General features: G+C 58.8%; 23 protein-coding genes. 4 read left to right on the top strand and 19 right to left on the bottom strand.

All coding sequences use genetic code 11. The features are described from left to right. Positions 1-72: 72 nt before the first annotated feature. Genes murB through NH395_RS01180 form a run of 7 tightly spaced genes read right to left on the bottom strand, consistent with a single transcriptional unit; the run spans position 73 to position 7,615 of the window. On the bottom strand, positions 73-1,089 hold the full coding sequence (gene murB, locus NH395_RS01210; RefSeq protein ID WP_253021831.1) for a UDP-N-acetylmuramate dehydrogenase: 1,017 nt from the start codon (positions 1,087-1,089) through the stop codon (positions 73-75). Then, positions 1,086-1,553 (bottom strand): low molecular weight protein-tyrosine-phosphatase, encoded by a 468-nt coding sequence (locus NH395_RS01205; RefSeq protein ID WP_253021830.1) that lies wholly within the window; start codon positions 1,551-1,553, stop codon positions 1,086-1,088. The genes murB and NH395_RS01205 overlap by 4 nt, the downstream gene beginning before the upstream one ends. A gap of 3 nt (positions 1,554-1,556) precedes the next feature. Beyond that, positions 1,557-2,333, bottom strand: a complete 777-nt coding sequence (gene kdsB, locus NH395_RS01200) for a 3-deoxy-manno-octulosonate cytidylyltransferase (protein WP_253021829.1) — start codon at positions 2,331-2,333, stop codon at positions 1,557-1,559. Beyond that, entirely contained in the window at positions 2,334-2,543 is a 210-nt protein-coding gene (locus tag NH395_RS01195) for a Trm112 family protein (protein ID WP_253021828.1), read from the bottom strand. Between the two features lie 16 nt (positions 2,544-2,559). Further along, a complete protein-coding gene (gene lpxK, locus NH395_RS01190) occupies positions 2,560-3,555 on the bottom strand; it encodes a tetraacyldisaccharide 4'-kinase (RefSeq protein ID WP_253021827.1) in 996 nt (331 codons plus the stop codon). After that, positions 3,552-5,288, bottom strand: a complete 1,737-nt coding sequence (msbA, locus tag NH395_RS01185) for a lipid A export permease/ATP-binding protein MsbA (RefSeq protein ID WP_253021825.1) — start codon at positions 5,286-5,288, stop codon at positions 3,552-3,554. The genes lpxK and msbA overlap by 4 nt, the downstream gene beginning before the upstream one ends. A gap of 56 nt (positions 5,289-5,344) precedes the next feature. Continuing rightward, positions 5,345-7,615 (bottom strand): DNA internalization-related competence protein ComEC/Rec2, encoded by a 2,271-nt coding sequence (locus NH395_RS01180; protein ID WP_253021823.1) that lies wholly within the window; start codon positions 7,613-7,615, stop codon positions 5,345-5,347. A 97-nt stretch (positions 7,616-7,712) separates the two neighbouring features. Here NH395_RS01180 and NH395_RS01175 point away from each other — a divergent pair, with 97 nt between their 5' ends. After that, positions 7,713-8,264 (top strand): DUF2062 domain-containing protein, encoded by a 552-nt coding sequence (locus NH395_RS01175; RefSeq protein WP_066321038.1) that lies wholly within the window; start codon positions 7,713-7,715, stop codon positions 8,262-8,264. Here the strand turns inward: NH395_RS01175 and NH395_RS01170 are convergent. Next, positions 8,261-8,965: an ATP-binding cassette domain-containing protein gene (locus tag NH395_RS01170; protein WP_253021821.1), complete on the bottom strand. Its 705-nt coding sequence runs from the start codon at positions 8,963-8,965 to the stop codon at positions 8,261-8,263. The genes NH395_RS01175 and NH395_RS01170 overlap by 4 nt on opposite strands. Positions 8,966-8,975: 10 nt before the next feature. Next, entirely contained in the window at positions 8,976-10,217 is a 1,242-nt protein-coding gene (locus NH395_RS01165) for a lipoprotein-releasing ABC transporter permease subunit (RefSeq protein WP_253021819.1), read from the bottom strand. Positions 10,218-10,422: 205 nt separating this feature from the next. Here NH395_RS01165 and NH395_RS01160 point away from each other — a divergent pair, with 205 nt between their 5' ends. After that, on the top strand, positions 10,423-11,499 hold the full coding sequence (locus NH395_RS01160; protein ID WP_253021817.1) for an agmatine deiminase family protein: 1,077 nt from the start codon (positions 10,423-10,425) through the stop codon (positions 11,497-11,499). Beyond that, positions 11,496-12,398, top strand: a complete 903-nt coding sequence (locus NH395_RS01155; protein ID WP_253021815.1) for a carbon-nitrogen hydrolase — start codon at positions 11,496-11,498, stop codon at positions 12,396-12,398. Before NH395_RS01160 ends, NH395_RS01155 begins: the two co-directional genes overlap by 4 nt. A gap of 74 nt (positions 12,399-12,472) precedes the next feature. On the opposite strand, the gene NH395_RS01150 is transcribed toward NH395_RS01155, so the two are convergent. The 4 genes from NH395_RS01150 to NH395_RS01135 all read right to left on the bottom strand — a co-directional run bounded on the left by NH395_RS01150 (position 12,473) and on the right by NH395_RS01135 (position 17,966). Beyond that, a complete protein-coding gene (locus tag NH395_RS01150) occupies positions 12,473-13,429 on the bottom strand; it encodes a Nudix family hydrolase (RefSeq protein ID WP_253021813.1) in 957 nt (318 codons plus the stop codon). A 98-nt stretch (positions 13,430-13,527) separates the two neighbouring features. Then, on the bottom strand, positions 13,528-14,757 hold the full coding sequence (gene argJ / locus NH395_RS01145; RefSeq protein ID WP_253021811.1) for a bifunctional glutamate N-acetyltransferase/amino-acid acetyltransferase ArgJ: 1,230 nt from the start codon (positions 14,755-14,757) through the stop codon (positions 13,528-13,530). 30 nt (positions 14,758-14,787) lie between these two features. Continuing rightward, positions 14,788-17,529, bottom strand: a complete 2,742-nt coding sequence (gene secA, locus NH395_RS01140; protein WP_253021809.1) for a preprotein translocase subunit SecA — start codon at positions 17,527-17,529, stop codon at positions 14,788-14,790. 74 nt (positions 17,530-17,603) lie between these two features. Beyond that, on the bottom strand, positions 17,604-17,966 hold the full coding sequence (locus NH395_RS01135; protein WP_253021807.1) for a hypothetical protein: 363 nt from the start codon (positions 17,964-17,966) through the stop codon (positions 17,604-17,606). Between the two features lie 157 nt (positions 17,967-18,123). Between NH395_RS01135 and NH395_RS01130 the strand changes: the two genes are divergently transcribed. After that, positions 18,124-18,597 carry a DciA family protein gene (locus NH395_RS01130; RefSeq protein WP_253021805.1) on the top strand — a complete coding sequence of 158 codons (474 nt, stop codon included), beginning with the start codon at positions 18,124-18,126 and terminating at the stop codon, positions 18,595-18,597. A 68-nt stretch (positions 18,598-18,665) separates the two neighbouring features. On the opposite strand, the gene lpxC is transcribed toward NH395_RS01130, so the two are convergent. From lpxC to murC, 6 genes are all read right to left on the bottom strand, one after another. Further along, positions 18,666-19,577 (bottom strand): UDP-3-O-acyl-N-acetylglucosamine deacetylase, encoded by a 912-nt coding sequence (gene lpxC, locus NH395_RS01125; RefSeq protein WP_253021803.1) that lies wholly within the window; start codon positions 19,575-19,577, stop codon positions 18,666-18,668. A gap of 136 nt (positions 19,578-19,713) precedes the next feature. Then, a complete protein-coding gene (gene ftsZ / locus NH395_RS01120) occupies positions 19,714-20,886 on the bottom strand; it encodes a cell division protein FtsZ (RefSeq protein WP_253021801.1) in 1,173 nt (390 codons plus the stop codon). Between the two features lie 34 nt (positions 20,887-20,920). Continuing rightward, a complete protein-coding gene (ftsA, locus tag NH395_RS01115; RefSeq protein ID WP_066321059.1) occupies positions 20,921-22,210 on the bottom strand; it encodes a cell division protein FtsA in 1,290 nt (429 codons plus the stop codon). Positions 22,211-22,509: 299 nt separating this feature from the next. Beyond that, positions 22,510-23,223 (bottom strand): cell division protein FtsQ/DivIB, encoded by a 714-nt coding sequence (locus NH395_RS01110; RefSeq protein WP_253021799.1) that lies wholly within the window; start codon positions 23,221-23,223, stop codon positions 22,510-22,512. Next, positions 23,220-24,161, bottom strand: a complete 942-nt coding sequence (locus NH395_RS01105) for a D-alanine--D-alanine ligase (protein WP_253021797.1) — start codon at positions 24,159-24,161, stop codon at positions 23,220-23,222. The genes NH395_RS01110 and NH395_RS01105 overlap by 4 nt, the downstream gene beginning before the upstream one ends. Continuing rightward, positions 24,158-25,567, bottom strand: coding sequence for a UDP-N-acetylmuramate--L-alanine ligase (murC, locus tag NH395_RS01100; protein ID WP_253022410.1), 1,410 nt, complete (start codon positions 25,565-25,567; stop codon positions 24,158-24,160). The genes NH395_RS01105 and murC overlap by 4 nt, the downstream gene beginning before the upstream one ends. Positions 25,568-25,569: the final 2 nt, after the last annotated feature.

Here is a 25,569-nt window from a genome sequence, read left to right as displayed (position 1 = left end):
AGCCAAGTGGCATAAAACGAACGCCCCGCCGTTGTTAACGGCGGGGCGTTTTTTGTGTGCAACGGAAACGGATCAAGCGCTGATCAGGCGCGGCTCGGGCGTTAGCCTGACGGCAAAGCGTTCAGCGACTCGCTCAGCGACCGTATTGGCTAACGCCAGCAGGCCTTTGCGATTACCGCCGCCGAAATGAACCAGTACCAGCGCCTGGCGTTCATGGACCGCAAACGCCCCCTGACGAAATCCCTTTAAGCCACACTGGTCGATTAACCAGCCTGCTGCCAGCTTCGTCTGCCCGTTACCCTGAGGAAAACACGGCATGTCAGGATAGCGCTGGCGTAGCGCCGCGGCCCGCTGATCGGTCACGAACGGATTTTTGAAAAAGCTGCCCGCATTGGCCAATTCTGCGGGGTCCGGTAGCTTTTCACGGCGGATAGCGCATACCGCCTTGGCCACTTCCAGGGGCGAAGGCGATTCAGGCACCCGGGTTGCCAGATCCCCATAGCCAAGCGTCACCAAGGGCTCACGGGACAGTCGCAGCACCAGCCGGGTAATAATGACCGTTTCCGCCAGTGCGCCTTTGAAGATGCTATCGCGATAGCCAAACTGGCAGGCATCGCGGCTCAACCAACGCACTTCGCCGGTCGCCCTGTCAAGCACTTGTACCGCGCGCAGCCTATCCGCCAGCTCAACGCCGTAGGCACCGATATTCTGCACCGGGGCGGCACCGCAATCGCCAGGGATCAGGGCGAGGTTTTCGGTACCCCATAACCCGGACGCTGCCAGCGACATGACCAGTCGGTGCCAGTTCACGCCTGCCCCCACATGCGCAAGCAGTTGATCGCCCTGCGTCTGTAGCCACCACTGATCAAGCAATGGTCGAATGACGATGCCGCTGAGCCGTGCGGGCAAAAGCACATTACTGCCGCCGCCCAGCACGGTTGCCGACCACCCTTCTCGCCTGGATTGGGCAAGCACCTGCTGCAATTGAACCAGCGTTCGGGGCGCCGCGTACCGTTCGGCCACACACGGCAGACGCAGCGTGTTGGCACCGCTCAGGTCGACTTCGCGCTGGACTGCCAGTGGGCTCATTGCTTGCCACGCTGGATATGCGCAACCAGACCTTCGGCAGCGGTTTCCAGGAGATTGAACACCCGCTCGAAGCCTTCATCCCCCCCGTAATAAGGGTCCGGCACCTCGCTTTCCGCCAGGTCGGCAAAGTCCAGAAACAGCCCCACATGGGCGTTGGCGTGAGCAGGCTTCATGGCCAACATGGCGCGAAGATTGTCGCGATCCATCCCCAGTACATAGTCGAATTCAGTGAAATCCTGCGCTTGCAATTGGCGAGCCCTTAAACCACTGATGTCGATACCTCGCTGTTCGGCCGCTGCCTGGGCGCGCGGGTCAGGTGCATTACCCAGGTGCCAACGCCCCACGCCACAGGAGTCGACGACCACGCGATCCTGCCACCCGGCGCGTTCCAGCGCGCGGCGAAATACCCCTTCTGCAGTGGGCGACCGACAGATATTACCTAAGCAGACAAACAGCACTTTCACGGTTCACTCCTTCTGCTGTGTTGGCGCCAAAAGCGCGCGTACACGGGCTAAATCCTCAGAGGTATCGACCCCGGCCGGGTTCACGTCACAGGCCAGCGCGACCTGGATCGTATGGCCATATTGCAGTGCGCGCAGCTGTTCGAGCTGCTCGAGCTGCTCGAGGCTCGACGCGGGCCAGTCGCAGTAGGCATGCAAAAAGCTGACCCGATAGGCATAAAGGCCAATATGGCGCAGCCACGCATCCGTGCCGAGTACCGCGGGGGGCTGCGAAAATTGTTCACGGTCCCAGGGAATCGGTGCCCGGGAAAAGTACAGCGCCCGCCCCTGAAACGAACGCACCACCTTGACGACATTGGGGTTGAACAACGAATCGATATCCGTAATCGGTTCCGCCAGCGTCGCAATGGAAGCCTGATCGTCGTCCGCCAGGCGTTCGGCCACCTGGTTGATCAGCGCCGGGGGAATCAAGGGTTCGTCGCCCTGGACATTGACCACCAGTGCCGACTCGTCCAACGCCAACTGATCGGCCACCTCGGCCAGCCGGTCGGTCCCGGAAGCATGGTCCTCGCGCGTCATGACGACCTCGGCACCGTAAGGCGCCATGGCCGTCTTGATACGCACATCGTCGGTGGCCACCACGACACGGCTGGCGCGGCTCTGGCAGGCGCGTCGCCAGACATGGGCGATCATCGGCTCTCCCGCAATATCCAGCAGTGGCTTGCCCGGCAACCGGCTTGAGCCATAGCGGGCAGGAATCACCACGGTAAACGACAACGCCATTCACCCCTCTCCTGTGCGGCCTGGTGACGGTGTCAGTTTTTCATCGACCTCCAGCGCACGGGCCGTCTCTGGCAACATCACCGGAATGCCGTCTTCGATCGGATAGGCGAGGCCATCGTAAACACAGTGTAGCTCCAGGGCCTCGCGGTCGAACTTCAACTTGCCTTGACACAGCGGGCAGACCAGCATGGCCAGCAGTTCCTTATCCATGAGCGTTTCTCCTGTCTCAGGTAAGCGCTGACAGTTTGTCTGTCAGCCAATGCTCAAAATCAGGTGGAAGCATGGCTTCCACATCGAGAACCCAACTATCCGGCGGGGCGAACGCCTGACATTTCACGGCATCCTTGGCGGTCATCACCAGTGGACGACCTCTCCACCGGTTCAGCAGCGCCTCGTTCAACGGCTGGTGATCCGCCAGCGGATGCCACTCGCCCGTCACCCCCAGTGCTATCAAGGTTGCAAAAAAGCGCTGGGGATTACCGATGGCAGCCAAGCCGTTGACCGGGGCCTTGAACGGTAAAGGCGCCAGTAGAAACCGTTGGCCATCGCAAAGCCTGCGCCAGCCGCATGGCCTCAGGTGCATGGTGACGCCCTCTACCGGCAGCTCACAAGCGTTATCGCCATTCACGATCACGGCATCGACGCCCTTCAACCGGTCGGGCGATTCACGCAGCGGCCCTGCCGGCAGGCAATGGCCATTCCCCAGTCCGCGTGCGCCATCGATCACCACCAGTTCAATATCGCGCGCAAGCGCAAGGTGCTGCAAACCATCATCGCTGATAATCAGGTCGCAACCGGCCCGGACAAGAGCCTCCGCCGCCCGGGCTCGCTGCGGGTCGACCATGACCGGCAGCCCTGTCTGCTGAGCCAGCATCAGCGGCTCATCGCCGCTCTCGTTTACTGGCGTCGTCGGCGTCACCCGCAGCGGGTAGCGTTCGGCACTGCCGCCGTAGCCGCGTGACACGATACCCGGCGACCAGCCCTGTGCTGCCAGCCGGTTTCCCAGCCATGCCACCAGCGGTGATTTACCCGTACCGCCCAGGGTGATATTACCCACAACGATGACCGGCACCGGCGCGCGCCATGCGCGTCGCCTGCCGGTATGAAACTGGCGCGCCCGACGCTGCATCAGTCTTTCATACAGCTTGCCCAAGGGCTGTAAAGGCCTCAGCCAGCGGCTGCCCTGGTAGGCACCCGCAAGCCAGCGGTCGGCAAGCTTCACTGGGGCTCCTGAAACTGCAACTGGTGCAGCGCCGCGTAAGCACCGCCTGCCGCCAGCAGGGTTTGATGACTGCCCTGTTCAACAATGCGCCCCTGATCCATGACGATGATCCGATCCGCGCGCTCGATGGTGGACAACCGGTGGGCAATCACCAGGGTGGTGCGCCCCTGGCAGACATCTTCAAGCGCCTTTTGGATATAACGCTCTGATTCGGTATCCAGGGCAGAGGTGGCCTCATCCAGGATCAGCAGCGGGGCATCCTTGAAAATCGCCCGCGCAATGGCCAGCCGCTGGCGTTGACCGCCTGACAGCATCACGCCGTTTTCCCCCACCACGGTGTCATATCCCTGGGGAAGCTGGTCGATAAATTCATCGGCGTAGGCCGCTTCAGCCGCCGACCTGATGGCCTCAGGGTCTGGATCATCCACGCCGTAAGCAATGTTATCGGCAATCGAGGCGTTGAACAGCGTGACCTGCTGAGAGACCAGCGCCATTTGCTGACGCAGCGGGCGTAGCGCATAGTCCTCCAGTGGCACATCATCGATGGTGATACGCCCCTCACTGGGCTGGTAAAAGCGCGGCAGCAAGCTCACCAGGGTCGACTTGCCGCTGCCGGACCGCCCCACAATCGCTACCATCTCGCCGGCTGCCACCTCAAGATTGATATCTTGAAGGACATAGGGCTGATCCTCGGCATAGCGGAAGCTGACATTTTCGAGTTTGACGCGCCCCGCTAACCGTTCGACCCGATACGTTCCGCTATCGCTTTCGGGAACCATATCCAGCAGGCCGAAGAGTTCGGAGGCGGCGGCAATCCCTTTCTGGATTTCGCTGTTGATTTCCGACAGCTGTCTAACCGGCTTGATCATCAGGGCAGCGGCCGTAATAAAGGCAACAAACTCACCCGGCGTCATACTGGCCATCAGTGAGGGTGCCATGGCCAGCCAGACCAGAATGGCCATCGAGATCGCCACCAGAATCAAGATGACCGGAGAACTGATGGCACGTGTCATCGCTTCCTTCATGCTTTGGCGACGGTTTTCTTCACTGACGCGCTCGAAACGCTGCTTTTCATACATTTCCGCGCCATGGGTGCGCACCACCCGATGGCCCGAAAGCGCTTCAGAGGCCACATGGGTGACGTCGCCCATGGAGTTCTGAATGCGCTTGGAAAGCCTGCGAAAGCGCTTGCTGGCGTAGCTCACCACGCCTGCGATAATCGGCGTGACGCCTAAAAACAGCAGCGTCAGCATCCAGTTGGTCCATAGCAAATAGCCGAGCAGGCCAATCACGAACAGACCTTCACGTAGCAGGATGGTAAACGCCTTGGTCGCAGCACCCGCCACTTGTTCCACATGGTAGGTAACCCGGGACACCAGATGACCGCTGGAATGGTGGTCAAAAAACATGCCCGGCAGGTGGAGCATGTGGGCAAAGACATCGCAGCGCAGCGTATGGATCACATAGCGCCCGACATAGGCCATGAAGTAGGTACTCAGAAAAGTCCCGATACCCCGCGCGGAAAACATGATGATGACGAATAACGGAAGAAAGAGCCGGAAAGAGGCGTCGGGATTCTGGATGCCGTCAATCAGGCGTTTCATCATTTCCGCCAGCGCGGTGCTTGACGCGGCATAAATGACAAAGCCCACCAGCGCCAGGCTGAAAGCACGCCAGTGCGGCTTTACATAGCTTAATAAACGTTTATAGAGGATCCAGCCTGAGTCAGTCACACGAGCTCCTAAGCAATAGCGTGCAGTGGGAGAATTCTACCTGATGGCGCTGCGCATCAACACCGCTGTCGAGGCGCCGACCCGCGCAGGGAGTTTATTTCAAGCGGGGCATCAGGGGAGAGGCGTAACTGGACGGCGCCATCTTGGGCAGTATTCCATAAACAGCTCCCCTGCTCGCGAAAACGCTGCACGACGCCATCATTGGGGTGACCAAAGGGGTTATCGCGCCCGGCACTAAAAATAACATGCTGTGCATCGGCCGCTCGCACGAACTGCAGCCCCGAACTCGAGGCGCTACCATGGTGCCCCGCGACCAATACCGTAACGGGCGATCTGAGATCTCCGATCAACCGCCGCTCGACCTGTCGACCGGCATCACCAGTGATTAACACCTGCTGCTGGCCCACCTGAACCGACAGCACGCACGACCGGTCATTGGAGGAGGCGTCGCCGAGGTCCGCACTGGGCCACAATACGCGATAATGAACACCATCCCGTTGCCATTCATCGCCCCTTTGACAGTCAAGACGTTGCACCGCAATCGGTTCCTGGGCAGGTGCACGCCATTCATCCACCTGGTGCTGGTCGCGGAGCGCCTGCACGCCCCCTGCGTGGTCACTATCGCTATGGCTGACAAGCACCTGATCGAAATGCTGCCCCGGCGGCCACAGGGTTTCAAGCGGCATGAACCCCGAGCGATAACGCGGCCCCGTGTCCACCAACATCCGCTGATGGGCGCTACGCAGTTCTATCAATTGGCCCTGCCCCACATCATAAACGGTGATAAGCAAGTCATCGCCTGCGGGGCGTGACGACGCTGGCCAAAAAGGCACCCACATGACAATGATAAGCGCCCCTAGCTTCAGCCACCTTGCCGTGCCGGGCAGCCCCCAGCATAACGCCATCACAAGAAGCCCCACTGCCCACGGCAGTTGCAGGTAGCGCGGCGGTTCCCATAACGGCCAATGCACCACCGCCACTTCCAGGACACTGTAAAAGCCGCCCAATCCCTGCTCGAATAACCACCAGACCGCCGTCGACGCGTAAGGCACTGGTGTCAGCAACCAACCCAGCAGCGCCAGCGGCACCATGAAAAGGCTCATGAAGGGAACGGCGACCAGATTAATCAGGGGAGCCGCTGGCGCTACCCGGCCAAACGCGATGAGCACCGCCGCCGCCATTAGCGGGGCCAGCAGACATTGGGACCGCAGTACGGCCCAGCACCATCCGCGCAGACCCTGCGGGCGTGGCCTGCCTTGCCAAATGATGATCAGCCAGGCAACGGCCACAAACGACAGCCATAACCCGGGTTGCCAAAGGGCAACGGGATCGATCACCAGTACAGCGGCTAGTGCCAGCCACCAGCCTTGCCAGGACCCCGGCGCGTGGCGACCACTCAACACCCAGAGACCCACACCGCTCATGATCATGGCGCGCATGGCCGGTGGCTCCATGCCTGCCAGTACCGCATAACCGAAGGCCGCCGAGCCCGCTAGCCACCAGGGCCACGCCCTCAGGCGCCAGTTGCCCGGCGTCAGCTTGCGCGCGGCTCCGCGGGCTAACAGCAAGACGAAAGAAGCGACCAGCCCCACATGCAAACCGGAGATCACAACCAGATGGGTCGTACCACTGGCGTTGAGTAGCTTCCAGTCATCCCGGGTGAGCTGGTCTCCCAGCCCGAGCGTCAGCGCCGCAAGCCAACGCCGTGTACGCGGCGAAAGCGATTGCTCTTCCAGCAGGGCATGTGCTTGGTGGCGCAGTGAGAAAGGGGCAGCGGTTAGCCGCTGAGCAGAAGGTTCCTGGCGGACATAGCCGGTCGCATCGATACCCTCACGCCATAGCCAGTGGGCATAGTCGAAAGCACCGGGGTTCATAAAGCCGTTGGGCGGACGCAGACGCAGCGTCATCACCCAGCGCTCGCCTGGTTTAGGCAATGGCGGCTCCGGGTCGTATGCGCTGACCCGCACCCTTTGCAGGCGCTCGCAGCTTGGTCGAAGGTCCGGGGCGTCACAGCGATCCACTTCCACTAACAGGCGCAGGCCACTACTGGTCGGCTGGGTCTGAGTAATACGCCCTTCAACCCGAACATCCTCGCCGGAAAGGCCGGGTGGCAATTGACGCGCCCACTGGGATTGGATGGCCACCACTCCCCAACAGACGATCGCCAGCCAAAGGCAATAACGCAAACGCACTGTTGCCAGGACAAGCAGCAAGATACCCAGCGCTGAGGTGACTGGCAGCGTATTACCGGCTGGCCCCAGCCAACGGCCAAGAACAGCTCCCGCCATAACGGCCACTGCAACGGGTATCGCAACCCCAATGCGCATACTGCCCTCCCTGGCGCTGCCTTATCGCCGCCTTGGCGTAGCCGAAACCCTGTCCCTTATGGATAATGGGCGGCATTCATAGGCAAGAGTGTCCGACATGCCTCGCCGTTTCTTCCAACGCTATATGCCCAAGCCCGATACGCTAAAGCGTCAGCGGTCGCTGCGTTTCATGGCGCCGCTGATTGCCGACCCGCGCTTGTGGCAACTGACGCGACGCAGCGTCGCCAATGCGTTCAGTGTGGGGCTTTTCTGCGCTATGCTGCCGATTCCCTGCCAAATGGTGGTAGCGGCCATAGGTGCTCGCTTCAGCCGCTGCAACCTTGCCCTCGCGGTCGGCCTGGTGTGGATTACCAACCCACTGACCATGCCGCTATTCTTTTACGGTAACTATTGGATTGGGACCTTTTTTCTGGATACGCCTGCACGTGAGGCGCCTTCCCGCCTTTCGACGCAATGGCTAGCCGAACAAATGCATAACATCATGCCCGCTTTGCTGCTTGGCTCTCTAGTATCGGCCCTGGTCCTGGCCGTAATGGCCAATATTGCCGTGCGCCTGATCTGGCGTTGGCACGTTTCCCACCACTGGAAGCGCCGCCGCCAAAAGAGGCGGCAGCGGCGTGCCCGGATCGAAGCCGAATTCGACGATTAAGGCTGCTGTACGAGCTTTCCTCCATCCAGTTTCATCATTCGGTCCTGATGCCCTGCCAAGCCAATGTCGTGGGTGACAATCACGAAGGCACAGGCGCTTTCGCGCGCCAGCTCATCCATTAGCGCCAGAATGGTGGCGGCCGTGGTCTGGTCCAGATTGCCCGTGGGCTCATCCATTAATACCAGGCTGGGGTCCGTGACCAGCGCACGGGCAATGGCCACCCGCTGACGCTCCCCACCGGATAATTCACCCGGCTTGTGATCGGCCCTGTCCTGCATGCCCACCCGCGACAAGATCTGCATGGCGCGCTGCTCGGCCTTTTTTTTCGCTTGCCCGCGAATGATCAACGGCAACGCGGCGTTTTCTACCGCCGTGAACTCGGCAAGCAGGTGGTGGAACTGATAGACAAAGCCGATATAACGGTTGCGAAACCGCCCCAGCGCCGTCTCATTCAGCCCCGCCAGCGGTTGATCCGCGATCACTACATCGCCTGCAGTGGGCCGGTCCAAGCCGCCTAACAAATTAAGCAGTGTCGTCTTGCCCGACCCTGAGCTACCCACAATGGCAACCCGCTCGCCCGCATGCACTTGCAGGTCAAGCGTATCGAGGACGGTTAAATCCTGCGGCCCTTCACTGTAGGTGCGGGTCAAGCCTTCACATTTCAGCATTACAGGGGCTTGGTTCGATGTCGTCTCAGACATGTTGGCTTCCTTATTCATAGCGCAGCACATCGGCAGGCTGGACACGCGCAGCCCGCCAAGCCGGGTAAAGCGTGGACAGAAACGTCAACCCGAAGGCGGCCAGCACGATGTTTCGGACATCTGCAAAGTATAAACGCGACGGCAAGTCACTGATGAAGTAGACCCCTGCATCGAGGAATTTGATATTCATGAAGCCCTCGACCCAGCCAATCAGATCGGAAATCGTCAGGGCGAGCAACACACCGACAGCGACGCCCACGGCAATCCCGATAAAACCGATAGCCAACCCTTGCACGATAAAAATACCCATGATCGAACGCGGGGTGGCACCGATGGTTCGCAGTATGGCGATATCGGCCCGTTTGTCGGTGACGACCATGACCAGAGTGGACACAATATTGAAGGCGGCGACAGCAATAATGACCGTCAACAACAGCGCAATCATGCGTTTTTCCATCTGGATTGCCTGGAAAAGGTTGCCCTGAGAATAGGTCCAGTCACTGCCTCGATAGCCAGGGCCCAGTTCGTTGAGGATAGCCTGTGTTTCGCTACCGGCCACAAACAGATCGTCCAGTTCAAGACGCAGCCCGCCGATCGCATCACCAAGACGGCCAAGCGTCTGCATGTCCTCAATATTAGCGTAGGCTAAGTTAGCATCAAGCTCGGCACCAACGCTGAAGATACCGCTGACGGTGAAGCGTTTGAGGCGGGGAAATACGCCCGCCGGGGTAATCGAGGCCTCAGGAACCAGCAAGGTCACGCGATCGCCCACGTCGACGCCCAGGCGTCGGGCCAACATGGACCCCAGCACGACATTCCACTCGCCCGGCACCAGGTCGCTTAACTCGCCTCGCTGCATGTGCTCGCCAATAATCGATACCTTATCTTCCCAGTCGGGATGGATACCGTTGACCATGGCGCCTTCATTGTTGCCGCCCACCGAGAACATGCCCTGCTGTTCGACGTAAGGGGCGACCCCCTCGACGCGGTCACGCTGCATGATCTTTTCGGCCAGCGACTGCCACTCCACCATGCCCTCACGGGCTTCGATTTTGGCGTGCGGCACCATACCCAGGATTCGCGTACGCAGCTCGTGGTCAAACCCGTTCATTACCGACAGAACAAGAATCAGTACCGCCACGCCCAGCATCAGTCCCAGCATGGAAGTCAGCGATATGAACGAAATAAAATGGTTTCGGCGTTTAGCGCGCACGTAGCGCAGCCCCACCAGAAAAGGCAAACGATCAAGCATGGCGTCATTCCTTATAAGTCAGCGCTCATGGTACGGTTTTTTTAGCATCGCTGCATATGTATAAGCGGGCTTTAGAGGCACATCCGCCGCCAGCGTTCCCTCATGATTCTCTATACTTGCAACTTTTCGCGCGAGCCCCTACATTGCGCCGATTCGACTGGCGCCCGACGCGCCCTCTTTTATCTTCGCTGCGAGCGGCTTTACGTTGACCACTTCGACCTATCGTTTATTACCTGAATGGCATCCTCAGGATGGCATTCAACTCACCTGGCCACGCCCGGATGGCGACTGGCAGGCACTCCTGGGTGGCATAGAAGGCACACTCGAGCGTATTGTCGTCGCCGTGACCCGCCATCAGCGAGTACTCATCAGCGTGCCTGACAACGCCACGCGCACACGTCTGGCAGCGACATTCGACGCCTATGGGGTACCCGAAGGTCAATTACGGCTGTGTGTCGCGCCCAGCGACGACACCTGGGCACGGGATCACGGGCCGATTACCGTCGCCGATGAAACGGGGGCATTGCAACTGTTGGATTACACCTTCACCGGCTGGGGCGGTAAATTTCCTGCCGCTCGCGATAATCGGCTGACCCAGCGGCTTGCCGAGGCAGGCGTGTGGAACTGCCCGGTCAGCCCCCGGGAGCTCGTGCTGGAAGGCGGCGCGATTGAGACGGACGGCGACGGCACCTTGCTCACCACCGAGGCCTGTCTGCTCAATCCCAACCGCAATCCGCACATGCCCCGGCGCCAGCTGGAACAACAGCTTGAGAAAGACCTGGGCGTCGATCGCGTGCTGTGGTTGGCCCATGGCCATCTGGAAGGCGACGACACCGATAGCCACATTGATACCCTGGCGCGTTTTTGCAACCCGACGACCATCGCCTATGTGCGCTGTGACGACCCGACGGACCCTCACTACCCAGCCCTGCAAGCGATGGAGCAGGAGCTCCAGGCGTTTCGGCAGCGTAATGGCGAGCCCTACCGGCTAATTCCGCTGCCCTGGCCTCAGGCCTGCTATGCACCCGACGATGGTCGCCGCTTGCCTGCCACTTACGCCAATTTTTTGATCATCAATGGGGCTGTACTGGTACCCACCTACGGGGACCCCGCCGACGTTATCGCGCTGAACGCTCTGGCGGTCGCCTTTCCCGAACATACGCTCATTCCCATCGAGTGCAGTCACGTCATTCGCCAACACGGCAGTCTGCATTGTTTAACCATGCAGCTCCCCCGAGGCACGCTCGCCACTGCTCATCAGACCGCGGAGGAATCATCATGAAAAGCCCCGTCACCGTCGGCATCGTGCAACAGCAAGCCTGGCCCGATAAGTCCCAAAGTCTGGCCGCCAGTGAAGCGGGCATTCGCGACGCCGTGCAGCAGGGTGCTCAGCTGGTATTGCTCCAGGAACTGCATGCCACGCACTATTTCTGCCAATACGAAGACCCCGCGGTGTTCGACCTGGCCGAGCCGCTGGATGGGCCCACGGGCCAACGGCTCGCCGAGTTGGCCCGGGAGCTGGACATCGTACTCGTCGGCTCGCTGTTCGAGCGCCGCGCACCCGGGCTCTATCACAATACCGCGGTGGTATATGACCGTGGCGAGGGCCGCGTGGGCCAGTATCGCAAGATGCATATCCCCGACGACCCCGGGTTTTACGAGAAATTCTACTTCACCCCCGGCGATCACGACGCCGCCCGCGACGAGGGGTTTACCCCCATAGACACCTCTCTTGGCCGTCTGGGCGTGCTGGTTTGCTGGGATCAGTGGTATCCCGAAGCCGCGCGCCTGATGGCCCTTGCCGGCGCCGAGCTGCTCCTCTACCCCACCGCCATCGGCTGGGATCCCAACGACGACGCTGCCGAGAAGGCCCGCCAGCAGGACGCCTGGACGCTCATCCAGCGCGCTCACAGCGTCGCCAACGGGTTACCCGTGGTCGTCGCCAACCGGGTTGGGTTTGAGGCCGACCCGTCTAGCGTGGGTGCAGGCATCCAGTTTTGGGGAGGCAGTTTTATTTGCGGGCCGCAGGGTGAACTGCTGGCAAGAGCCGGAGAGACGTCTGAGCAGTTGGTCGTGGAGATCGATATGGCCCGCAGTGAGAACACGCGGCGTATCTGGCCCTACCTGCGCGACCGTCGCATCGATGCCTATGGCGAGCTGACCCGCCGCTTCAGGGACTAGCCGCCTGACGCTCTTCTGTTGTTAGGCAAAACGCCTGTCTGGGATTAACCAGACAGGCGTTTTTAATGCCCTGCTTATTTCCAGAAATCGCGGATGGAGGCAATCCCCTGGGCGCCCACGGCGCGGGCGTGATTGGCATCAAAACGCGTCATGCCGCCCAACGCAAAGACCGGCATGCCCGCGCGCTCCACCCACTGCTGAAAATCGTGCCAGCCGATGGGAGCTACATCGGGGTGCGACGGCGTGGTGCGCAATGGCGACAGCGAGACGAAGTCACAGCCTAGCGCAGCCGCCTGCTCCAACTGCCTGGGGTCATGGGTCGACGCCGACAGCCATTTGTTTTCCGCAATCGGCCGACGCTCAAGCTGCATAAGGCGCTCGCTGGTCAGATGTATGCCGTCGGCATCCACCTGATCGAGCAGCGAGGGATCGCCATTGAGCAGCAACCGCGCCCCCACCTCGCGACACAGCGTCAGCGCGCGCTGCGCCCTTGCCACGTAAGCCTCGTGCGTTAGCTGCTTGGCGCGCAGTTGAACCAGCCGGATGTTATCCTCGTTTAGCGCCCGGGTCAGCAGTGCATCAAAACGGCCTTCATCGGCTTCTTCACCGGTGATCAGGTATTCGGTGGGTAGCATGACAGCCCGCAGGATGGGCAAATTTGCTGCCGGGAACGGGTAGTTGACCAGTTCCTCCATGGGGACCCAGCGAACAGCCTGGCCTTCGCGGCCAAAGGGTTCACCTGCAAAGGCATGCACCTGCCAGACATCCAGCAGTATATGTTTGTCAGAATACTCATGATGCACCCGGATCAATGGTTGCGCATTGATAATTTCGACGCCCAGCTCTTCGTGCAATTCGCGTTTCAAGCCTTCTAACCCGGTTTCGTAGGGGGCCAGCTTGCCGCCGGGAAACTCCCATAGTCCACCGTGATCAACGTTCGAAGGCCGCCTGGCAATCAACACCTGCTGCTTGTCAGCACTGATAATGGCAGCGGCTGCCACATGAACCCGTCGTTTAACCATGATATTCATTACGTCTCTATCCACTGTGTGCACACCCGCTGAGCGATAGCGGTATTATATCGCTGTTAAGATCTGTTGAGGTCGAAGCGGCGACGAGCGTTTGCCGCTTAGCTACGATAATCAGCGTTGATCGATACATAGTCATGGGAGAGATCCGACGTCCACACGGTGGCATTCTCGTCTCCCCGCCCCAGACAAATGCGGATGGTAATCTCATCGTTGGCCATCACCTGGCTACCGGCTTCTTCCGTATACCCCGCCGCTCGACCGCCGTTTTCCACCAGGCGCACATCGCCAAGCTCGATGATGACCTTTTCAACGTCGAACGCATCGACTGGCGCCCGACCAACGGCGGCAAGAATACGCCCCCAGTTGGCATCAGACGCATAGAGCGCCGTCTTGACCAAGGGGGAGTGGGCAACGGTAAAGGCCACATCAAGCGCTTCCTGGCGGCTACGAGCCTGGTCGACCTGCAAGGTGACAAACTTGGTCGCACCTTCACCATCGCGAATTATGGCCTGCGCCAACTCCGTCATTACCCGCTGCAAACCGTTGCGAAAGATGTCGATATGCGCATCGTTTTCAATGCGCAACCCCGTGCCGGTAGCCGCCAACATGCAGGCGTCATTGGTCGAGGTATCGCTGTCAACGGTAATGCAGTTGAACGAGCGATCGACCGTTTCGCGCAGCAGCCGGTCCAACAATGCCTGATCGATTCCCGCATCCGTCACTACAAAGCCCAGCATGGTGGCCATGTTGGGCTTGATCATGCCCGAGCCTTTGGCGATCCCGTTGATGACAATCTCGCGGTCACCGATCGCCAAGGTCACACTCGCCCCCTTGGGACGTGTATCGGTGGTCAAAATACCTTCAGCCGCGTGCTGCCAGGCCTGGCCATCACCTGCCAAATCGCCAAGTGCCACAGGAATGCCGTCCAGAAGACGCGCCATGGGCATTGGCTCGCCGATCACGCCCGTGGAAAACGGCAGCACGGCATAGGGGTTGGCCCCCACCTGCTCGGCAACCGAGGTGCAGCTGTCCTGGGCGTCCTTAAGGCCAGCGTCACCGGTGCCTGCATTGGCATTGCCCGTATTGATCAACCAGTAGCGAGGAACTTGACCGTTTTCAGCGCTACGCTGAAGGTGCTCCCTTGCCACTTTCACCGGAGCGGCGCAGAAGGCATTACGGGTGAATACCCCTGACACCGTCGACGTTTCGGGCAACTCAATGACCACGACATCACGACGGTCTGGCTTTTTTATCCCGGCCATGGCCGAACCCAAACGCACCCCGTCTAGAGTCGGCATCGGGGGGAAGGGTATTGATCCTACCGCCATGTAAATCTCCTTAAGCGTGGCGTTTGCACTTTAGTCGAGCTTACCGCAACACTGCTTATACTTTTTGCCCGATCCGCACGGACAGGGGTCATTGCGCCCAACCTTGGGGCCTTCGCGACGAACGGGACGGCCATCGGCGCCAGGTGCCTCTTTTGGCGCGTCGGTTTCGTCGGACGCGGCAGCGTCCGGGTCGTCATGGCGGCTGGCGGCAGTGGCTTTTTCACGCTCCAGCGCTTCACGACGCTTCTGCTCCAGGGCTTCCACTTCTTCCGGCTGGCGGACCTGCACATGGCTGAGAATCCGTGTCACGTCTGCCTTGATGTTCGTCAGCAACTGCTGAAAAAGCTCAAACGCTTCACGCTTGTATTCCTGCTTGGGGTTTTTCTGCGCATAGCCACGCAGGTGAATACCGCGACGCAGATGGTCCATGGATTGCAGGTGCTCTTTCCAGCGGGTGTCGAGAACCTGCAGCATCACCTGCTTTTCAAACCGGCGAATAAGCGCTTCACCGGCGGCGTCGATTTTCGCGGCGTAGGCTTCCCGGTGCATGGTGTGCAGGCGTTCGCGCAGCTTCTCTTCGTTGAAGCGCTGATCCGCTTCTGCCCATTCGACGACCGGCGCATCCAGGTTGAATTCGGTTTTCAGGTGCGCTTCCAGGCCCGGCAGGTCCCACTGCTCGGCCAGGCTTTGCGGCGGAACAAAGTCGCTGATGGCCTCTTCCATGACTTCTTCATGGATACCCGCAACAGCGTCTGCCACGTTATCAGCGGCCAGTATGTCGTTACGCTGCTGATAAATGACCCGGCGCTGGTCGTTGGCCACATCATCGTATTCAAGGAGCTGTTTACGAATGTCGAAGTTGCGCCCCTCGACTTTCTTCTGCGCTCGCTCCACGGCATTGGAGACCATCTTGTGCTCGATGGCTTCGCCACGCTCCAGGCCCATCGCCTGCATCAGACGCTTGACGCGGTCAGACCCGAACAGTCGCATCAGACTGTCTTCGAGGGACAGGAAGAAGCGGGTGGACCCAGGGTCACCCTGGCGCCCGGCACGGCCGCGCAGCTGATTATCGATCCGCCGCGACTCGTGGCGCTCGGAGCCGATCACGTGCAAACCGCCGGCTTCCAGAACGGCGTCGTGACGCTCCTGCCATTCTGCTTTCAGGGCATCAATCTGCGCCTGGCTGGGCTGCTGCAGCTTGGCCACTTCAGCTTCCCAGTTACCCCCCAGCACGATATCGGTACCCCGGCCCGCCATGTTGGTGGCGATGGTTACCGCTCCAGGACGCCCCGCCTGGGCAATGATCTCGGCTTCACTTTGGTGTTGCTTGGCATTGAGAACGTTGAACGCGAGATTGGCCTCGCGCATCAGGTGCGCAATGTATTCGGAGGTTTCGATGGAGGCCGTACCCACCAGCACAGGGCGACCCGCCTCAGTCTGTACTTTGACGTCCTGGATAATGGCTTCGTATTTCTCTTCCGCGCTCAGGTAGACCAAATCATTGAGGTCTTTCCGCTTCAACGGCCGATTGGTGGGAATCACCACCACATCAAGCCCATAAATCTGGCGGAATTCGAAGGCCTCGGTATCGGCCGTCCCGGTCATGCCGGCGAGCTTGTCGTAGAGGCGGAAGTAGTTCTGGAAGGTGGTCGAGGCCAGGGTCTGGCTCTCGCGCTGAACGGTGACGCCTTCTTTAGCTTCGACGGCCTGGTGCAGACCCTCCGACCAACGCCGCCCCGGCATGGAACGCCCGGTGTGTTCGTCGACGATCACTACCTGATCGTCGGAGACCATATAGTCAACGTCACGGTGGTAGAGATAGCGAGCTCGCAACGCCGAGTGCATGTGCTGAAGCAGGTTGAGGTTCTGAGCCGCATACAGGGAGTCATCTTCCCCCAGCAGCCCCTCTTCACGCATGAGCGCCTCGACCTTGTTGTGGCCCTGCTCGGTCAGTTCAACCTGTTTTTGCTTTTCCTCGAGGACGAAATCCCCCGTGACCGGCGTTTCGTCGTCCTCGGACTTCTCGCCTTTTTCCAACTGCTGCGACAGACGGTCAACCACCTTGTATAGATCGGTATTCTCGTCCACAGCACCTGAAATAATCAGCGGCGTACGCGCTTCATCGATCAGGATCGAATCCACCTCATCGACAATCGCGTAGTGCAACTCACGCTGGACTTTATCTTCAAGTGAAAAGGCCATGTTATCGCGCAGATAATCAAAACCAAATTCGTTGTTAGTGCCGTAGGTAATATCGCAGTGATACGCATGACGCTTTTCGGCGCTGGTCTGACCGCTGAAGATAACCCCGACGGTGAGCCCTAAAAACTCATACAGCGGGCGCATCCATTCGGCATCACGGCGGGCCAAGTAGTCGTTCACCGTCACCACGTGAACGCCTTTCGCCGGTAGCGCATTCAAGTAAACGGCGAGGGTCGCCACCAGGGTCTTACCCTCGCCGGTTTTCATTTCAGCGATACGGCCGCGATGCAGGGTGATCCCGCCGACCATCTGCACATCAAAGTGACGCATGCCCATGACGCGTTTGCTGGCTTCACGAACCATCGCGAAGGCGTGCGGCATTAAGCTGTCCAGCGACTCACCGTCCGCCAGTCGCTGACGCAATGTCGCCGTTGTGGCCTGTAGTTCGGCATCGTTTAATGCCTCGAACTCACTTTCCAGTGCATTAACGTGCTGCACGCTTTTGAGCATGCGTTTCACATCACGGTCATTTTTTGAACCGACGACCTTACGTAATAAATTATTGATCATGTAGTTTCCAACTAACCGCGAGCGCCCTTGACAGGGCCACCCCGTTCCATAAATGAAGAAGGTTGACTGACTTATCAGCGGTAAAACGGGGAAATCTGAGGGGGACCACGACGACTGAATACATCATGTGCGGCCACTAGCACACTAACAAACCGCTTGAATGCGAAAGGTCTAGGTGATGTTAAGGGCTTCAACACGACCCAGAAGCGCCGCATAGCGCGACGCCGGGTTGCCATCAAGCGTGTCCGTGCGCGCAATACGGCAGACACCCAAATACACGCCACCACGCTGCGCTCACCACCCCGCAGCGCTTCTGCATAGGTCAGGTTAGTCGGCAATAAACAGCCGACCAACAGGCCTGCCAGCCACCAGCGCGCCAGACTATGGCGACGCTGACGCCGAGGCAATACCGAGGCAATGTTCAACGCTTGCGACATGCTGTGGACAAACTCCTGAGCGTGTTAGGCTTTAAGGGTCGGGCAACCTGACGCGTGCCCGACATCACCTTTGCCAGAAAGCATCTACATAAGGCACCTATGTAAAGGTAAAGTCCCCATGCATAGGGCAATAAGCGATACCTTAGGAATCAAGCGTATGAGTATAAAGGTTAAGCGATCTCAGGCCCAGCCCATCAGCCGTCTGATGGGCAAGTCGGGCGATATCGGCAAGCTTATGCGCCTCTCAGCACTTATTGATCAGGCACAACGGCATTTGCAGGCCCACCTGCCCGAGGCAATGCGTGAGCATATTTATGTTGGCGGATTCCGAGACGGACGCTTGACGTTGATTAGCGGCCAAGCGCAATGGCTAACCTGGCTGCGCTACGAACAGGACCGCTTGCTAAGCCTTATTCATCAGTTGCCGGGATTCGAGGGCGTCACCGGATTTACCTTCAAGGTGCGTCCTGTAAGGACCATTCAGCCACCTTTACGCAATACCCGCTCTCTGTCGCGTTCAGCCGGCAATACGCTCAGCCAATGTGCCGAAGACACCGACCACCCCGCCCTCAAGCGGGCCTTGGAACGACTGGCCTCCCACGCACCGGATGAAGCCAGCCATGAAGACTGACCCACAAAACAAAACGCACCGCCATGGCGGTGCGTTTTTCGAGCGGTCAATCAGGCGAACCAGACTGACTACGCCATGGCAGGTGCCGAGTAGGAAATCGGCGCCACAGCCTGCTCTTCTTCAAAGGTAACAATTTCATAGGCATCGGGCTGAGCCAGTAACTCGCGACATAATTGATTGTTCAATGCGTGGCCCGACTTTACACCGCGGAACTCGCCAATCAAGCTATGACCTAGCTGGTACAGATCACCAATGGCATCCAGCACCTTGTGCTTGACGAACTCGTCTTCGTAGCGCAACCCGCCCTCATTGACGATTCGATAGTCATCGACAACGATGGCATTGTCCAGGCTTCCGCCTAATGCCAAGTTGTTCGAGCGCAAGAATTCGAGATCGCGCATAAACCCGAAGGTACGCGCCCGGGAGACTTCTTTAACGAAAGAGGTCGTTGAAAAGTCGATCAGTGCCGTTTGCTTTTGCTGGTCGAACACCGGGTGATCAAAGTCGATGGCAAAAGAAACCTTGAACCCCTGATGCGGCAGGAAGGTCGCCTCTTTATCGTCTTCTGTCACGCTGATCGGACGCTTGATGCGAATAAATTTCTTGGCTGCTTCCTGCTCCAGAATACCCGCCGATTGAATCAGGAAGACAAACGGGCTTGCACTACCGTCCATGATAGGCACTTCTGGGGCGCTAACATCGACATACGCATTGTCGATGCCCAATCCAGCAAACGCCGACATCAAATGTTCGACAGTCGCCACTTTGACACCCTGATAGCTGAGTGCAGTACACAACTTGGTGTCTTCAACCAACGCTGCGCGGGCAGGCACCTGGGCCATTGGCTCCAGATCCGTTCTGACAAACACAATCCCCGTATTAGCGGGCGCCGGACGCAAAGCCAGATGAACTTTTTTACCCGAGTGTAAACCCACTCCGGTGGCACGAATGATATTTTGTAAGGTGCGTTGTCTGATCATGGGCAGTGGTCGAACTCTAATAACGGGGATAACCGCAAGGGATGAAAGTTATCAAACAGTGTTCACTTTAACAGCAAACGAGAGCTTTGACCAATAAAACTCTCGTTTGCCGGTAGCATGAACCTGATAGCTTGTATCAATCCGCCTGGCGGCGCAGGAACGCGGGGATGTCCAGATAATCGTCAGCATCCGCAGCGCGACGCTTTTCAGGGCGTGCAGGCGTGCTTTCGGCAGCTTCGGCACGGCTGTTTGCCTGCTGGCGCATTACCGTGGGCTGTTGCAGCTTGCGGTAATCTGCCGAGGTTTCTGCCGCACGGCGAGCCGGCTCACGGGTAGCCGCTTTAGGCTGACCACCGTCCAAGCCTGCCGCCACGACTGTGACACGCAGCTCGTCGGACATTTCCATATCGATGGAAGTTCCCACGACGATCGTCGCTTCCTGGGAGGCAAATTCCTGAACCGTGGCCCCCACGTCGTTGAATTCGCCAATCGAGAGGTCTGGACCGGCGGTGATGTTGACCAGGATGCCGCGCGCACCGTGCAGATCGATATCTTCCAGCAGCGGGCTGCGAATGGCCTTTTCAGCGGCTTCGCGGGCGCGATTTTCACCTGTCGCACCGCCGGTGCCCATCATCGCCATGCCCATCTCGGACATGACCGTGCGCACGTCGGCAAAGTCGACGTTGATAATGCCCGGACTGGTGATCAGCTCGGCAATACCTTGGACAGCGCCCAGCAGCACATCGTTGGCTGCGCTGAAGGCGGTCAACAAGGTGGCGTTTTTACCCAGCACAGAAAGCAGTTTCTCGTTGGGAATGGTGATCAGCGAATCCACATGCTCCGAAAGCTCTTTCATGCCCTCTTCTGCCGCGCGCATACGCTTGGGCCCTTCAAACGGGAAAGGCCGCGTCACGACCGCTACCGTCAGAATGCCCAATTCCTTTGCCACCTGCGCGACCACGGGGGCACCACCGGTACCTGTACCACCGCCCATACCAGCAGTGATGAAGACCATGTCAGCGCCATTGAGAAGCTCAGCGATACGCTCACGATCTTCCATCGCCGCTTGACGGCCGACATCCGGATTAGCTCCCGCACCCAGGCCTTTGGTGATTTCACCCCCAAGCTGCAGGACCGTCTTAGCGGATACCCGCTTTAATGCCTGAGCATCGGTGTTGGCGCAGATGAACTCGACGCCTTCGATGTTGCTTTCGACCATGTGGTTAACTGCGTTGCCACCACCGCCGCCAACGCCAACCACTTTGATGACCGCACTGCTCGAGGGTGCGCTATCTACCAATTCGAACATAAGCCCCGTCTCCTGAACCGCGCTTGCGGCCCTGTCAGAAATTTCCTTTGAACCAGCCTTTGATTCTTGCCAGCGCTGCACTGCCATCCTTGACGTCACGCCGGGAGACGTCAGTACGCCCCTTGTGCACAGGGATAACTCCCCGTTGACTTTCTCGACCATGCCCATGGCGGGATTCCTGCAGTGCATAATGCAGTAAACCCACACCGGTTGCATAGATAGGATTGCGTACAACGTCCGACAACCCTTTGACATTTTGCGGACACGCAATACGAACGGGCATATGAAAGATTTCTTCTGCCAGCTCGCCCACGCCTTCCATACGTGACGTACCGCCAGTCAGCACAATACCGGCAGCAACCATGTCTTCATAGCCGCTGCGACGTAGCTCGTCTCTGACCAGCGTAAAAAGCTCCTCATAGCGCGGCTCAACCACTTCGGCCAGGGCCTGCCGGGAAAGATCCCGAGCTGGCCTGTCACCAACGCTAGGTACTTTGATCATTTCGTCGCTTGCCGCCAACTGAGTCAGTGCACAAGCGTACTTCACCTTGATCTCTTCGGCGTGCTGTGTGGGTGTCCGCAACGCCATGGCAATGTCGTTGGTGACCTGATCGCCCGCGATCGGAATCACCGCCGTATGACGAATGGCGCCTTCGGTGAAGATCGCCATATCGGTCGTTCCACCGCCAATATCGACCATGCAAACACCCAGCTCGCGCTCGTCCTCGGTCAATACTGCCATGCTGGACGCCAACTGCTCGAGGATAATGGCATCCACATCCAGACCACAGCGACGCACACACTTTTCAATGTTCTGCACCGCATTGAGCGCCGCGGTTACCAGATGAACCTGCGCCTCAAGGCGGACTCCCGACATTCCAAGGGGTTCGCGAATGCCGCCCTGAGCGTCGATTGAAAATTCCTGGGGCAGCACATGCAGAACTCGCTGTCCTTCTGAAACAGCCCGGGCACGGGCCGAGTCAATCACTCGCTCGATATCCGAGGGTGTCACTTCGCGTTCTTTGATGGCCACGACACCATCGGAGTTCATTGACTTGATATGGCTGCCAGCAACGCCGACGTAGACAGAATGAATGTCGCAGCCCGCCATCAATTCGGCTTCTTCAACGGCGCGCTGAATCGACTGCACGGTCGATTCGATATTAATGACCACGCCGCGCTTCATGCCCCGGGATGGATGCGAGCCAATGCCCGCAATTTCAATTCCACCATCGTCGGTTGGCTGACCGACGATCGCGACGACCTTGGACGTTCCAATGTCCAGCCCGACCACCATGTTGGATGCGTTGGGTGAGCCTGCCATGAGTCGGGAAATCTCCTTGTCGCCTTAAATAAAAAAACAATTAACGTTCAATCTTACTTGGGCACTAATTAATAAGAGTGCCATCTTGTGTCTTTGCAATGCTGATCAATGAGTCAACTTAACCAGCAATATTAACATTTATAATTGACGATTGGCTCATAGTATAGAAACAATTAGCGCATTACGACTAGTCAATCATCACAATAGTCGCCTTCCAAGCGAAATAAAACCCCATGCGCGCGGTTTTCATCGACAGCGACCGCTTACTTTACACCCCTAAACGCCCTTTCTTCGATGCGTTACTCTTTTTGCACATCAAATTCACTTTCTCCATGCCAGGCCACCGCCACTCCATTGGGGTAGCGTAAATCGATATAACGGATACGGTCGCTTAAACGGCTCAATTCCCGCTGCCAGGAAGCATTTAAACGCGCCAGCCGAACTTGATGTTGACGACGCCCCAACATAACCCAGGTACTATCATTTAACTGTAACCGCCAGGCGCCACGCGGCTCTAGGCGCAACTGCGTTAACCGTAAATCCAGCCCTGCGAAATGCGGTGTTAATTGATGGTAATAATCCAGCACTTCTTTACTGCTACCGGCGGGGCCTGCCATGTCGGGCAGCCCCTTGGGCGCTTCCATTGGGGCGAATGCAAAGGCCTCACCTTCTGCGTTAAGGAGAAAGTCGTCATTCCAGCGGGCCACCGGGGTTTGCTCAACCAGCTCAAACACCAGCGCATTGGGCCACTCACGTGTTATGCGTACTTCATTCAACCAGCCAATGCGCAATGCCTGTTGCCTTAACGCCCCCAGATCAGCAGATAACCACTGAGTGTCTTCAACGACCGGTGCCAACTGGGTCCGTAGATAATCAGCATCGACGTAGTCCCAGTCGCCCCGGATGGAGACACGCTCAATGGGACGATCAAGCCACAGCCAGAGCGCCTGGCCACCTGCCACCAACAGCAGACCCAACATCAAACCACCCAACCAGGCCTGGCGTCTTTTCATGAGGCGCTCTTTTGACCGGCCGTTTGCAGAATACGCATCACCAATTGATCAAAATCGATCCCGGCATGGGCGGCCGACTGGGGTACAAGGCTGTGGTCAGTCATGCCCGGCACGGTGTTGACTTCGAGTAACCAAAAGCGCCCGTCACAGTCACGCATCACGTCAACGCGTCCCCAGCCCTGCCCGCCCACGGCGGCAAATGCTTGTTGGCAGAGCGCTGCCAGCGCCGCCTCATCCTCTTGGGACAGGCCACACGGCAGGTGGTATTGCGTTGTATCGGTCAAGTATTTGGCTTCATAGTCGTAAAAACCACCCGGTACTTCAACGCGAATGGCGGGAAGCACTTGATCGTCTAACAGGCTCACCGTGTATTCATCGCCCTGGATGAATCGCTCCGCCATGACCCGCGCGTCGAAACGGGCGGCATCATGATAGGCGGCTTCCAAGGCCGCCTGATCATCGACAATGCTGATGCCAAGCGTCGACCCCTCATGGACGGGTTTGACAATCAGCGGCAGACCAAGCTGCGCGACCACCCCGGCCCAGTCAGCATCCGCGTGGAGCATGATGCTTTCCGGCGTTGGCAACGCCAGGGCATGCCATACCTGCTTGGTGCGCTGCTTATCCATCCCCAATGCCGACGCCAGGACACCACTGCCCGTATAGGGAATGCCCAATAGCTCTAGCGCCCCTTGCAGGGTGCCGTCTTCGCCGCCGCGACCATGCAGCGCAACAAAAACCGCTGTCGGGGCCAGTCTTTCCAGGCCGACCAAACCACCCTCGCGCGGGTCATAGCCCTGGACATTCACGCCCTGGCGTTCCAACGCCGCGATAATCGCAGCACCGCTCTTCAGTGACACTTCACGCTCGGCAGACTGACCGCCGTAGATGACGACAACACGCTCAAGCGATAGGGGTTCAGAGTTGAGTCCGCTCACAGATCTACCTCATTTAACGCCAACCGGGCTTGCGCCAGGCGCAGCGAGATACCGCCGACATCACCAGCCCCCTGGGTAATCAAAATGTCGCCGGGGCGCAGCACGTGGCTTAACAGATTGGGCAATTCGTGTTTATGCTCGACAAACAGCGGATCAACCTCGCCTCGCTGACGAATCGAACCCGCCAGCGTGCGGCCTTCTGCCCCAGGAATCACCGCCTCGCCGGCGCTGTAAACGTCCAACAGCACTAACGTATCCACCTGGGAGAGCACCCGGACAAAATCCTCGTATAAATCACGCGTGCGGCTGTAGCGATGCGGCTGATAAAGCATCACCAGGCGCCGCTCAGGCCACCCTGCCCGAACCGCCTGGATGACCATATCCACTTCCCGGGGGTGATGTCCATAATCATCCACCAGCATGACGTCTCCCCCCGTCGGGCTGGGGTAATGGCCATGCACCTGAAAGCGACGCCCCACGCCCGCAAAGTTCGCCAGGGCGCGAGTGATCGCCGCATCACTGACACCGGCATCGGTGGCAACCACAATTGCCGCCATGGCGTTCAATGCATTGTGCCGTCCCGGCATGGCCAGCCGAATGGGTAACGGGTCGGCATCACCGGGACGCAATGCGGTAAACGACACCTCGCCCCCTTGCTGCTCAAAATCGATGATTCGGTAGTCGGCATCTTCGTCGAACCCGTAGGTGACGAACTGGCGTTTCACCTGATCACAGAGCTCGCGCACATTGGCATCATCGATGCAGAGCACTGCAAGCCCGTAAAAGGGCAGATTATGAAGAAATTCGACAAACGTGCTTTTAAGGCGCGAGAAATCACCACCGTAGGTTGCCATGTGGTCAGCATCGATATTGGTGACGATGGACACCATCGGCTGCAGGTGCAGGAATGACGCGTCGGACTCATCGGCCTCGGCCACCAGGTAATCACCCTCACCCAGCCTTGCATTGACACCCGCGCTGGTCAGCTTGCCGCCGATCACGAAGGTTGGGTCAAGGCCGCCCTCGCCTAGTATCGTTGCCGTCAAGCTGGTGGTTGTGGTCTTGCCATGGGTACCGGCCACCGCAATGCCATGGCGAAAGCGCATCAGTTCGGCGAGCATTTCAGCGCGGCGCACCACTGGTACGCGGTGATCGTGGGCCCAGCGAATTTCTGGATTCGTCGGATCAATGGCACTCGATACAACCACGACATCCGCCCCAAACACGTTTGCCTCGGCGTGACCAATCGATATGCTGACACCGCACTGGCTCAAACGCTCGGTAACAGGCGAAGGTTTTAAATCACTGCCGCTGACAGCGTATCCCTGGTTGGCTAGCACCTCCGCGATGCCGCACATCCCGGCACCGCCGATGCCGACGAAATGAATGCGCCGAATGCGACGCATGC

Origin of the sequence: Halomonas sp. Mc5H-6, from assembly GCF_024124705.1 — a bacterium.
Lineage (GTDB): Bacteria > Pseudomonadota > Gammaproteobacteria > Pseudomonadales > Halomonadaceae > Vreelandella > Vreelandella subterranea.
The sequence above is the reverse complement of the archived record's forward strand: the minus strand, read 5'-3'. Positions and strand labels throughout refer to the sequence as shown.